Origin of the sequence: Lysinibacillus sp. A4, assembly GCF_024919535.1 — a bacterium.
Lineage (GTDB): Bacteria > Bacillota > Bacilli > Bacillales_A > Planococcaceae > Lysinibacillus > Lysinibacillus capsici.
This window is the reverse complement of sequence record NZ_JANWTB010000004.1, coordinates 383,976-396,222: the sequence shown is the minus strand read 5'-3', so window position 1 is coordinate 396,222 and position 12,247 is coordinate 383,976. Positions and strand designations below refer to the sequence as shown.

The following is a 12,247-nucleotide window of genomic DNA, read 5'->3' as shown; positions in this document are numbered from 1 at the left end:
TAAAGTGAAGTAACTAAGCTTCTTATGAAATTAGTATAAATTCACCTTAGCGGGTCATAATAAAGAAGATTTCACTTATGAAATCTATAATGATGAGGAGGATGAAAAATGAGTAGGTTCGAACAACTAGACCCCAAATCTCAAAAAATCCACCGCAACTGGTCAAGGATTAAGCGATCAAAATCGCAAGTAAATGGTGAAACGGAGATTACTCTCCATAACCGTCTCTTGCGAAGTGAAGCAAAGGCCCGTCAGTTTTAATCATGCTAGAAAAGTAAGTGTCATCAAGCCCAGAAAAAATTCTGGGTTTTTCTTTATGACTAAGAAAGATGTATTATATTGTAAGAAAGTAATATCTAACAGAAAAGGAGAGGAAAGCTATGATTAATCCTATTCCCATTTATCTACAGCAATTTGCAGGAAACGTCCAAATTATAGATGACGTTGAATCCCAGTTTCAGCTTCATTCTAGTGCAGGCAATGAACAATTTGAAATTTGGTATTACGGTGATTTGCTAATGATTGAAGGGGAGGAAATGCCTTATATTACAGGCTCAACCGCTAGAATCGTTGCTAAAGATCCTTTATCCGCCGAGGAAATTTTGCTCTTTGATGCGACTCTACATGGTTATAATGCGCTATTTTGTGAGGCGTATACAGAGAATCACCGTGACAACCGTCCACTAGAAAAATATAATTTACCCGAAACAAAAGTCGTATTATCATTTTTCTATAACATCGACTATGACGAAGAAATAGACGACTATGAGGTAGATGAACAAGAAAATGTTCAACTTATAAATGGAGAAACCACTAACTGGGAAACGATTAAAAGAAATGGCTATGATGCATTTGCTTTTTATTTTAAAAAAGAAGATGGAACACTTTTAGCATTTGCTGAAGAAGAACTAGCCTAATAGGAAGGGATTTTCGCGAAATGCAACTCATACAATTTACACAAGATTTAGCAAATCCAATTCATCAATACCAATCCATCGATACATTTTATAGAAAAATCACGAAAACGGAAGTACCTACGACGATCGGTTTCATCTATATTGAGTCTGGCGGTGTGGTTGGTTTGCATGAAGCCCCCATTCCACAGCTATTTATCGTTATTAATGGAGAGGGATGGATTAGTGGTGAAGATGGTGAAAAAATCACGATAAAAACAGGACAGGGAGTACTATGGCATCAAGGACAGGCACATGAATCTGGTAGTATAACGGGCTTAACAGCACTTGTTATCCAAGCGGAGCAGATAAATCTTACATAAATAAAAGTGTAACGGTAGTTGCAAGAACCGTTACACTTTTTCATATTGTTTAACCAATTTAACTGTTTTAAGTAGATGGCCATCAAATTGTTCATCAAATTCTTCTATTGCTACAAATCCCTTTGCTTGATAAAAATGCATACCAAGTTTATTTTCTTTCTCTACACAAACAAATAAAGACGATAGATTTGGGAGCATGCGTAGTCCTTCCTGTAAAAGTGCAGTACCCACGCCCTTACCATGCATATCAGGATGTAAATAAATCGCATGTAGCTCCGCCTCACCTTGTGTTACATTTGAAAAATTAGCAAAGCCTACTAGCCATTCATCAAAAATTGCAACGAGAAACGGACTATTGATAAGACGTTCGATTAATTGTTCTCGACTATAAGCTAGTTGTAAAAAACGATCTTGAATGTCACGTGGAATGATTCCTTCGTATGTATGATGCCAGCTTATTCTAGCAATTTCTTGTACAAAAGTAATGTCATTTTCTTGCATCTGTCGTATAATAAGTGTCAACACTTTTCACCTTCTATTCCAATTTTTCTCTTTATTGTAACATTCAATCATTCAAAGGGGGTCACTTTCATGCAAGTAATTGAAAAAGCTTTTGGCTATATCACGAGAACGCATGAGGATCAATTACAGGTACTCGTATTTGAACAGAATTCAGTTGGGGCAGGTATCCAGGTGCCCAAAGGTACGGTTGAGGAAGGGGAAACACCTTTAGATGCTGTGAAACGGGAAATGCTAGAAGAAACAGGTCTAACCACACTTGTCGTTCAAGCGCTAATAGCACAGGATTATTTTAATCATCCATCAGGTGTTTTACAGAAACGGTATTTTTATCATTTAACATCCGATGAAACACGGGATGCATGGCAACATCATCCAACAGGCTTAAACGAAGGGGATTTAATCTTTTCATTCTATTGGATTTCAGCTGAGCAAGATGCCCTGCTAGCAAAGGGGCATGGCGATTATTTATACCGATTGTTAGCAAAGGTGAGAAATTGAACCTATTATAATAAAACCGCGTCAATTGGACGCGGTTTTTATGTTGATTCAATTAAGCCTTGGCAGCAATCTCTAGGGCTTGTGCAAAATCAGCAATTAAATCATCAACATGCTCAAGTCCTACAGAAAAACGTAGAAGACCATCTGTGATGCCTCGTTTAGCACGCTCTTCAGGCTCCATAGCCGCATGACTCATTTTTGCGGGGTAAGAAAGGATAGATTCTACTCCTCCAAGAGAGACCGCAAATACTGGAATTGTCATCGCCTCAACCAATGCCTTTGCAGCTGTATAGCTTGGTAGTCGGAAGGATAAAACGGCCCCAGGACTTGTGCTTTGACGTTGATGAATAGCGTAGCCTGGGTGTGAAGCAAGCCCTGGATAGTAGACCTGTTCAACTAGTGGATTGCTAGCCAAATACACAGCAATTTTTTGTGCAGATTCAGCAGAACGACTAAAACGTACATCTGTTGTTTTGATGTTTTGTAGTAGTGTGAATGAATCCTGTACACCTAAAATATTACCGAATGAATTTTGGATAAAGTAGAGATCCTGACCTAGCTTTTCATCGGCAGTAACCGTTAAGCCAGCAATAATATCAGAATGTCCAGATAAAAACTTCGTTGCACTATGAATGACGACATCTACACCAAGTTCTAGTGGGCGTTGGTGTAACGGTGTCATAAAAGTATTATCCAAGAATGTAAGGCAGTGGTGTTGCTTGGCAAGCGCCACTACACCACGAATATCTGTAATGCCTAACGTTGGATTTGATGGTGTTTCCATATAAAGTAGTTTTGTAGCTGGCGTGATTGCTGCTTCTACAGCTGCTAGATCCGTAAAATCTACAAATGTATGGGAAATCCCAAAGCGCGGCAACACCTTTGTTACAAAACGATAGGTTCCACCATAAACATCCTCAGTCATGACGATATGATCTCCCTGCGATAACAGCATTAATGCTGCTGATACGGCAGCGATACCAGATGAAAATGCATGGGCACGAACGCCTCCCTCAAGCTCTGCTACAGCTTTTTCTAACGCATCTCTTGTAGGGTTGCCTGAACGAGCATAATCATATTCTCCAAATTCATCTATACTTTCTTGATGGAAAGTAGACGACAGATACATCGGGACGTTAACAGCCCCTTTTTTATTACTATAGCCATCACGAACACCTGCGTGAATGAGGCTTGTTTCAATACGTTGCTTCATCAATTACGCCTCTTTTCTAAGGATATCAAACACTTGTCGTAAGTCTGCAATTAAATCTTCTGCTTCCTCAATGCCAACAGAGAAGCGTAATAAACGATCACAAACGCCACGCTCCACACGCTCTTCATAAGGCATATCTGCATGTGTTTGTGTAGCAGGATACGTAATAAAGCTTTCGACACCGCCAAGACTTTCAGCAAAAGTAATTAACTTTAAGTTACGAAGGAATGGGTCAATCCACTCAGGCTTTTGCAAGCGGAATGACAGCATGCCACCTTTTCCAGTGTAAAGGACATCGGTCACTAACTCTTCTTCCTCTAAGTAAGCAGCAATCGCCTTCGCATTGGCATCATGTTGCTTTAAGCGTAGATGCATTGTTTTTAGACCACGAATAAGTAACCATGAATCCATAGCTCCTAGCACCATGCCACTACCATTATGAATAAAGCCAATGCGTTCGGCTAATTCTGTGCCTTTAGCAACCACTAGCCCAGCTAAAACATCATTATGACCACCAATATACTTCGTTGCAGAATGAAGCACAATATCTGCGCCTAATTCAATAGGGCGTTGGAAGTATGGCGTATAAAATGTATTATCCACAATTAGCCATGCCCCATGCTTATGTGCTAACTCCGCATACACTTGTAAATCAAACTCCTGCATAAGTGGATTTGTTGGTGTTTCAATAAATATTGCACGTGTATTTTCATTCATTAATGCTTCCACCTGTTCAACCGATTCAAATTTTGAATAAACAGGCTTAATATTATAAGTATCTTGGAAGAAATTAAAAAGTCTATATGTACCACCATATAAATCATCTGGCACGACTAATTCATCGCCTGGTTTAAATAGGGATAACACCAATTGAATGGCAGCCATCCCGGAACTACAGGCAAAGCCCATATCGCCACCCTCTAAATCAGCAATTCCTGCTTCTAAAAGAGCACGTGTTGGATTTTTTGTACGTGTATAGTCAAAACCAGTAGATTCACCAATCCCAGTATGTTTATAAGCAGTCGATAAATGAATGGGTGGGCTCACAGCTCCTGTTGCTGGGTCACTTAAATTACCAAGTTGTACAAGCTTTGTTTCAATACTTCTGTTTAATGTCATGACGTCACTCTTTTCTTCAATATTATTAAAAGCAACAACTTTTGCTTTCAATTTAATAGTATTCTCAATAATTGTTACCAATTTAACATGGATACTAAAGAAGAACAAGGTGATTTCTGAAAATTAGCTAGATTATTTATAGTTAATCACCTAGGAATAGTAGGAGATTCCAGGATAAAGATAGAGCTAAAGAGAGGATAGTTTCAAGTTAGCGGATACAAGATAGAAAGTAGCGGTTAGAACGTGAAAAGTGATGGATAGAGCAGACAAAGTGGGGGATAGGTTTGAAGTAGCGGTTAGAACGTGAAAAGTAGCGGATACAACGTGAAAAATGAGGGATAGAGCGGACAAAGTGAGGGATAGGTTTTGAAGTAGCGGTTAGAACATGAAAAGTAGCGGATACAACGTGAAAAGTGGTGGATAGAGCAGTCAAAGTGGGGGATAGGTTCTGAAGTAGCGGTTAGAACACAAAAAATAAAGGAAACAAAATAAAAACATCTGCCTCCTTTGAGAGACAGATGCTTTAACAACATGTTAGGCTTGTTCTTTTTTTAGCAAGTCGCGAATTTCTTTGAGAAGCTCTTCTTTGGCATCGAGTTCAGGTGCTGGTTCTTCCACGACTGCTTCTTCTTTTTTACGTGTGAGCTTTGTCATAATTCGTAAGGCCATAAAAATGGCAAATGCTATGATTAAAAAATCAATGATGGATTGTAGAAATACACCAAAATTGATTTGGGCTTCACCTGAGCCAAAAACAAAACTCTTTGTTAAATCAATACCACCTGTTAAAACACCGACTAATGGCATGATGATATTTTCAACTAAGGAGGTAACAATTTTACCGAAAGCACCACCAATGACTACTGCTACTGCTAGATCGACAATATTGCCTTTCATCGCAAATTCTTTAAAGTCTTTCCACAAAATAAATTCCTCCCTATTATTATCCAATAAACGAATCAATCTGTATTTTACTATATTTTTAGCAAACCTTTCAACTGCTTTCATGGTGGAAATGATGTACTTTCATAGATGTGGAAGACTTCATTCTTTCAAAATGAAAAGATATACTGCACATTACGGAAAATTTGGTAATATAGAAAAAGAATACTAGATTAGGTGTGACGTATGGCAAAGAAAAAGAATAACAAACCTCTGTTATCACCCGCGACAAAATTGGGTATGATAGCATTATTGATTCCAATTGCAATTACCGTGTATGTTCTCACATTTTTTGCTTGGAAGGAGCTTCAAACATTACCGATATTCGAAAAGCTTGTCCAGCAAAAGGCAATTGAGGAGATTCAACAGCATTTCGATATGAAAATTCCTGAGCAATACATTCCCGTTTATGTAGCTGCAGAAGAAAAATATGGTGTACCCTGGACATTACTTGCTGCGCATCATCGTATTGAAACACGGTTTTCTACGGTAAAATCAATGGTATCATCTGCTGGGGCAGAGGGGCATATGCAATTCATGCCCTGTACATTCGTTGGCTGGCAGCATCCCACATGCTCAGGTTTGGGAAAAGGAAGCATCACAAAAACTGAATTGATGAGTCCTGAGACGATTGCTAAATATGGAGGATATGGCGTTGACGCAAATGGGGATGGAATAGCTGATCCCTATGATATTGAGGATGCAGTATTTAGTGCTGCGAATTACTTATCCAAATACGGTGCTGCGACAGGGAATATTAAGAAAGCTGTTTATCAATACAACCATAGCGAGAAATATGTTGAGGATGTGTTATATTACTACCAGTTGTATGATGATTTTCACGATGAACTCCAAGCAGCTGTTCTCTTACATGAAAAAAAATAAAGAGCCATCACATTGGATGGCTCTTCATTACATATTTAAGTTGCTTTACGCATACCTTTTAAAATAAGGCTGACGATAAAGATCAACACGATGGCACCGATTAGTGCTGGGAACACGTAGAAATCACTTACTCTCCAGCCCCAGTTCCCTAAAACCATACTACCAATCCAAGAACCGACAATCCCTGCAATAATATTCCCGATGATGCCGCCTGGTACATCTTTACCTAAAATGACGCCAGCTAGCCATCCAAGAATTCCTCCAATAATTAAATACCAAATGAAACTAATCATTACTTTCATCTCCTTAAATTTAAGATATAATGGCGATTACTTAGTTATACCCTGAATGGAGTAGATTAAACACTGTGATTTTGTTTAGTAATTATTACATGTTGTAAATAAGGCTGTAGACAAGTGAATGCAGCTCCTTTGCTGTGCTCACTTTATAGCTAATCCAACTGCATAAACTACCGTGAAAATGTCCACATTAACTACAATTACTTCTATATTGTACATACACCGATTATCGCTTACTTCTATAGTATGTTCATGTATTCAATTCGTACCAGAAATGCATGCAACGCCCAATCGCCAGTAACAATAAAAAACAGCCATTTAACTAAATTATTTACTACAATAACCTTTTCATTCGTGAAAAAATACATTATTTTTTATTGAAACAGAATGTCAATTCTATGTGCGATTCCTTATTTCTTTGGGAGAATTTTTTGTGTAGAAAAAGAAAAATGGGTAAATTTCCACTTTTTAATAGTTTGAAAATTCTGTATAAAGGGATTATAATGTAGAAAAGGAGCGTGGTCATATGAATATGGCTGTTATGAAACGTTTAAATCGTCAAGGCTTTTTAATTGCTGGTTTGCATTTATTAGTAATGCTAAATCTTGCAGCTGATTTCTTATTCGCATCGTAACCAATTTAATAGAAAGGTGAATGAAATGTTTATCCCATATTAAAACAACCGTGTAGTCTTATTGTAAAACAGGCTCACGGTTGTTTTATTATGCTTAATTAACTGAAAAAAGGAATTATTCTGCTAAATGTCAAATACATAGTTTATACAAGGGAGTGATGAAATGACGTCAAGATTGGATCAAGCATTTTGTGATTTGGAAAGACCATTTGCATGGTTAGATTTAGATGCACTAGATAAAAATATACAAATGGTTCAAGATGCTTGTGGGGGAAAACAAATTCGTATTGCAACAAAATCGATTCGTTCTATTGAGGTCCTTCGTTATATACAAAAAAAACTTGTGAATGTTGTGGGGTTTATGACATTTACTGCAGCAGAGACCCTTTTTTTATTAGAGCAGCAGTTTGATGACTTATTGCTTGGCTATCCAGTAATGGAGGAAGCAACGATTCGTCGATTGTTGCATTTTGTAAAGGAAGGAAAAATCGTCACCTTTATGGTAGACAGACCAGAACATATCCAACTATTGGCGAAATTAGGACAAGAGATTGGCGTACGTGTACAGGTTTGCATTGATCTTAATGTTTCTAATGATTTTAAAGTATTGTATTTTGGAACAAAACGTTCGTCATTGTCTTCTCTTGAAACGTTGACACCTTTTTTACAAACCATTCAAAACACCCCTGTAATTGAAGTGGTAGGAGCGATGGGCTATGAGGCTCAAATAGCAGGGGTTGGCAATCGTCCTGCAAATGTTTTAAAAGGTAGAGTCATAGAAGCCATGCAAGTACAAGCCAAAAAGCAAGTAACGCAGTTTCGTCGATTAGCGATCGCCCATATCAAGGCTTATTTTCCAAATCTACGCTTTGTTAATGGTGGAGGATCAGGAAGTATGACGTACACCAATCAACAGAAGGAAGTAACGGAAATTACAGTTGGCTCGGCTTTTTATGCACCAGCATTGTTCGATCAATTTACACATTTACAGCTAGAAAAGGCTGCTGGATTTGCCTTACGTGTAACAAGAATGCCTGAAAAAAATATCGTTGTTTGTCATGGGGGAGGCTATACGGCTTCTGGAGCCATTGGGATGGATCGTTTGCCTGTATTCTATGACCCTACCACTTTTGCATATCTTAGCCTAGAAGGCGCAGGGGAAGTGCAAACACCTATTAAGGTCAAAGGAAAGAGTATCAATATTGGCGATACCATTTATTTTCGACATGCGAAGGCTGGAGAGCTTTGTGAGCGTTTTCAGGTCCTGCATGCTATTCGCGGGGACAAGTATGCAGGACATTACACAACATATAGGGGGGATGGACAATGTTTTCTATAGAAAAATGGCGAAATGGTGAAAAGTGGACAAACTGGGCTGGGAATGTTATTTCCTATCCGAGTGAAATGTATTTACCACACTCTATTGATGAAGTTTCAGCAATTGTGAAGCATGCGTGTCAATCAGGAAAGACAATCCGTGTCACAGGCGCTGCTCATTCTTTTAGCGCTGTGGCTATGCCTGAGCATATAGCAATTTCCTTACATAATCTGCGTGGATTAATCGCTGTGAATGAGGAAAGGCAGGAGGCAACATTATGGGCGGGGACCTACCTATATGAAATTGGACCAATGCTAGCGAAACACGGTTTTGCGTTAATCAATATGGGCGATATACAGGAGCAAACCATTGCAGGGGCAGTGTCAACTGGCACACATGGCACAGGGGTTACACTTGGTTCTCTATCGTCAGCTGTCCAGGCATGGGGATTTGTAGACGGTACTGGTACTTATCAGGAACATAGGAGAGGTATGGATGATTTATCTGAAGCGCTGCATGTATCTCTTGGGATGCTAGGTGTTCTGGTCAAAGTAACGATTAAGGTCATACCACTATATGGTTTGCATTATGTGGGGGCAAGAGAAACATTGACAAATGGTCTCTCGTTATTTGCGGAGGATATTCGTCAACATCGTCATGTGGAGTGGTTTTATTTCCCTGGTAGTGAAACAATTCAAGTAAAACGGATGAATGCGGTCGCGCCTGTTTATCAAAGTGAATGGAATAAAAAAATAGAAACGTTAAAGCTACAAATAGTAGAAAACGGGGCTTTCTTTGCGATGTCAGAGCTTTGTAAGTGGAAACCTGGTTTAAGTAGTGCCATGAGCAAGATAGCGGCTGCCAATGTGGTAGAAAGTGAAAAAGTAGGGATAAGCTATGAAATTTATCCCTCACCTCGTAGCGTGAAGTTTCAAGAGAGTGAATATGCCATCCCTTTATCACAGTTTGAAGCTTGTTTGGAGGAAATCCATGCAACCTTTAAAAAAGGGACTTTTAATGTTCATTTTCCTTTAGAGTGTCGAACAACTGCAGGCGAAGCAGGTTTTTTAAGTCCAACACAAGGGCGTGAGTCGGCTTTTATAGCCTTTCATATGTATAAGGGAATGGCAGAAGAGCCTTACTTTAAATGGGTGCATACATTGATGCAAAAATATGAAGGTCGTCCTCACTGGGGAAAACAACATCATTTAACAGCGCAAACGGTCTATGCGTTGTATCCAGAGATTGAAAAGTTTTTAAGCATTCGACACCAATACGATCCTGAACAAATATTTTTTACAGGATACTTAAAAAAGTTGTTTCTATTGTAAGCGTTATCTCTAGGATTGGATAACTTAGCTTATTCAAATATATGGGAATTTTTTATTTATCCATTTTTGTTTATTATTAAAAAATTAAAATTTGAACGAAATGTCAAAATTTTTATCAAAGCGAGATAAAACTGATGCTTAATCAGCATGTAAACGATTTCAATTTTGACAGATTTTTTGAATTGTTTAAACAATTCAAAAAATAGTGTTGACGAGACCTTTTTTTCGTACTATGATAACAACAATTTAACACGTTCGTTACAGCAGTAGTCGTCTAAGAGGCTATTACTCTATAAACAAAAATTAAAAAGACAGAACATTTTGTCTATAGCAACGAACATAGTATGGATAGCAATGAGGGGCGTTTAAAATGAGAAGTGACATGATTAAAGTAGGCGTAGATCGAGCGCCACATCGAAGTCTTTTATATGCAACAGGCAAAGTAAAAGCAAAAGATCTAGGCAAACCATTTATTGGGGTTTGTAACTCTTATATCGACATAATACCAGGTCACGTTCATTTACGTACGTTCGCTGATGTAGTGAAAGAAGCTATTATTGAAGCGGGTGGTATTCCATTCGAATTTAATACAATTGGTGTCGATGATGGTATTGCAATGGGGCATATTGGTATGCGTTATTCCTTACCAAGTCGTGAAATTATAGCAGACTCTGCTGAAACAGTTATTAATGCACATTGGTTTGATGGCGTATTTTATATTCCAAACTGTGACAAAATTACACCAGGAATGCTTATGGCAGCAGTTCGTACGAATGTACCATCTATCTTTGTTTCAGGTGGTCCAATGGAGGCAGGAACTTCTGCAGCAGGGAAACAGCTTTCCTTAACATCTGTGTTTGAAGGTGTAGGAGCACACAAATCAGGAAAAATGTCTGCGGAAGAGCTGTTGGATATTGAGAATAATGCTTGTCCGACGTGTGGCTCATGCTCAGGCATGTTTACAGCAAATTCAATGAACTGCTTAATGGAAATGCTTGGTGTTGCTTTACCTGGAAATGGTACAATCGTTGCCACTTCTGAAGAGCGTCACAAGTTGATTAAAGAAGCAGCTAAGCAATTAATTCGCATGGTCAAGGAAGACGTTAAACCTCGCGATATTATTACAAAAGAGGCAATTGATGATGCTTTTGCTCTTGATATGGCAATGGGGGGCTCCACAAATACAGTTCTTCATACATTAGCAATTGCCAATGAAGCCGAAATAGATTACAACATTGAAGATATTAATAAAGTAGCGGAAAGAGTGCCTTATTTAGCAAAAATCATGCCTGCTTCAGATATTTCAATGGATGATATTAATAAAGCGGGTGGAGTAAGTGCCATTATTAATGAATTAACATCTATTCCAGGTGCTATTCATCCAGACCGTCCAACCGTAGCAGGCGTTACAATGGGTGAGCTTGTCAAAGATTATCACATCACGAATGATCAAGTCATTCGAACAAAAGACAATCCATATAGTGCTGTAGGTGGATTATCAGTTTTATTCGGTAACATCGCACCAGATGGCTCTGTTATTAAAGTAGGGGCCGTTGATCCTTCTATCAAAGTATTCAAGGGCGAGGCAATTGTCTTTGATTCACAAGAAGCAGCACAAGAAAACATTGATAATGGAACGGTGAAAGAGGGCCATGTAGTCGTCATTCGCTATGAAGGACCTAAGGGTGGCCCAGGGATGCCAGAAATGCTTGCACCAACATCTGCCATTCAAGGTCGAGGCCTTGGTACAAAGGTTGCATTAATTACAGATGGTCGTTTCTCAGGTGCATCTCGTGGTATTTCAATTGGCCATATTTCACCAGAAGCTGCTGAAGGCGGTCCAATCGCTTTAGTAGAAAACGGAGATATTATCGAAATTGATCTACCAAATCGTACGATTAATTTACAAGTTTCAGATGAAGTTTTAGCTGAACGTCGTGCAAAATTACCAGTCTTTGAGCCAAAAATCAAACGTGGTTGGTTAGCAAGATATTCAAAATTAGTGACGAGCGCTTCCACTGGAGGCGTAATGAAAATTTAACAACTAGATAAATAAAAACGTTGATGAGGTTAAAGGTTCTAGAGCCTTGTATCTACCAGAGAGCCGGTCGTGCTGGAAGCCGGCGATACAACTAGATCCGACATCCCCTCGGAGTGGGCTATTAAACGTGTTAACACCATTAGATAGCTCCGGGCATAGTCGAAAGTGC

Annotated in this window: 13 protein-coding genes; 8 read left to right on the top strand and 5 right to left on the bottom strand. The window is 38.8% G+C overall.

The genetic code is table 11. The features are described 5' to 3' along the window. Window positions 1-108: 108 nt before the first annotated feature. The 3 genes from NY607_RS10630 (at window position 109) to NY607_RS10620 (ending at window position 1,276) form a co-directional block, all read left to right on the top strand. Window positions 109-261 (top strand): YpzG family protein, encoded by a 153-nt coding sequence (locus tag NY607_RS10630; protein ID WP_004231380.1) that lies wholly within the window; start codon window positions 109-111, stop codon window positions 259-261. A 119-nt stretch (window positions 262-380) separates the two neighbouring features. Beyond that, the gene (locus tag NY607_RS10625) at window positions 381-917 is read left to right on the top strand and encodes a hypothetical protein (protein ID WP_054549220.1); all 537 of its coding nucleotides are present in this window, start codon (window positions 381-383) and stop codon (window positions 915-917) included. Window positions 918-937: 20 nt separating this feature from the next. After that, window positions 938-1,276, top strand: coding sequence for a cupin domain-containing protein (locus tag NY607_RS10620; protein ID WP_054549221.1), 339 nt, complete (start codon window positions 938-940; stop codon window positions 1,274-1,276). Between the two features lie 30 nt (window positions 1,277-1,306). On the opposite strand, the gene NY607_RS10615 is transcribed toward NY607_RS10620, so the two are convergent. Next, complete coding sequence (locus NY607_RS10615) at window positions 1,307-1,798, bottom strand: GNAT family N-acetyltransferase (protein ID WP_259419653.1); 492 nt, start codon at window positions 1,796-1,798, stop codon at window positions 1,307-1,309. Window positions 1,799-1,867: 69 nt separating this feature from the next. Here NY607_RS10615 and NY607_RS10610 point away from each other — a divergent pair, with 69 nt between their 5' ends. Beyond that, window positions 1,868-2,296 carry an NUDIX hydrolase gene (locus tag NY607_RS10610; protein ID WP_004231389.1) on the top strand — a complete coding sequence of 143 codons (429 nt, stop codon included), beginning with the start codon at window positions 1,868-1,870 and terminating at the stop codon, window positions 2,294-2,296. A gap of 52 nt (window positions 2,297-2,348) precedes the next feature. Here NY607_RS10610 and NY607_RS10605 read toward each other — a convergent pair whose 3' ends face one another. From NY607_RS10605 to mscL, 3 genes are all read right to left on the bottom strand, one after another. After that, on the bottom strand, window positions 2,349-3,509 hold the full coding sequence (locus NY607_RS10605; protein ID WP_259419652.1) for an aminotransferase class I/II-fold pyridoxal phosphate-dependent enzyme: 1,161 nt from the start codon (window positions 3,507-3,509) through the stop codon (window positions 2,349-2,351). A gap of 3 nt (window positions 3,510-3,512) precedes the next feature. Further along, the gene (locus tag NY607_RS10600) at window positions 3,513-4,628 is read right to left on the bottom strand and encodes a methionine biosynthesis PLP-dependent protein (protein WP_026023403.1); all 1,116 of its coding nucleotides are present in this window, start codon (window positions 4,626-4,628) and stop codon (window positions 3,513-3,515) included. Between the two features lie 534 nt (window positions 4,629-5,162). Then, entirely contained in the window at window positions 5,163-5,552 is a 390-nt protein-coding gene (mscL, locus tag NY607_RS10595) for a large conductance mechanosensitive channel protein MscL (RefSeq protein ID WP_009370295.1), read from the bottom strand. A 204-nt stretch (window positions 5,553-5,756) separates the two neighbouring features. Here mscL and NY607_RS10590 point away from each other — a divergent pair, with 204 nt between their 5' ends. Next, window positions 5,757-6,455 carry a lytic transglycosylase domain-containing protein gene (locus NY607_RS10590; protein WP_016995260.1) on the top strand — a complete coding sequence of 233 codons (699 nt, stop codon included), beginning with the start codon at window positions 5,757-5,759 and terminating at the stop codon, window positions 6,453-6,455. 35 nt (window positions 6,456-6,490) lie between these two features. Here NY607_RS10590 and NY607_RS10585 read toward each other — a convergent pair whose 3' ends face one another. Then, window positions 6,491-6,748 carry a GlsB/YeaQ/YmgE family stress response membrane protein gene (locus NY607_RS10585; RefSeq protein WP_004231402.1) on the bottom strand — a complete coding sequence of 86 codons (258 nt, stop codon included), beginning with the start codon at window positions 6,746-6,748 and terminating at the stop codon, window positions 6,491-6,493. An 803-nt stretch (window positions 6,749-7,551) separates the two neighbouring features. On the opposite strand from NY607_RS10585, the gene NY607_RS10580 reads away from it, so the two are divergent. From NY607_RS10580 to ilvD, 3 genes are all read left to right on the top strand, one after another. Next, entirely contained in the window at window positions 7,552-8,727 is a 1,176-nt protein-coding gene (locus NY607_RS10580) for an amino acid deaminase/aldolase (RefSeq protein ID WP_259419650.1), read from the top strand. Further along, window positions 8,715-10,037, top strand: coding sequence for a D-arabinono-1,4-lactone oxidase (locus NY607_RS10575; RefSeq protein WP_054550477.1), 1,323 nt, complete (start codon window positions 8,715-8,717; stop codon window positions 10,035-10,037). Before NY607_RS10580 ends, NY607_RS10575 begins: the two co-directional genes overlap by 13 nt. 370 nt (window positions 10,038-10,407) lie before the next feature. Next, window positions 10,408-12,078: a dihydroxy-acid dehydratase gene (gene ilvD / locus NY607_RS10570; RefSeq protein ID WP_004231412.1), complete on the top strand. Its 1,671-nt coding sequence runs from the start codon at window positions 10,408-10,410 to the stop codon at window positions 12,076-12,078. The last annotated feature ends 169 nt before the right edge of the window (window positions 12,079-12,247 follow it).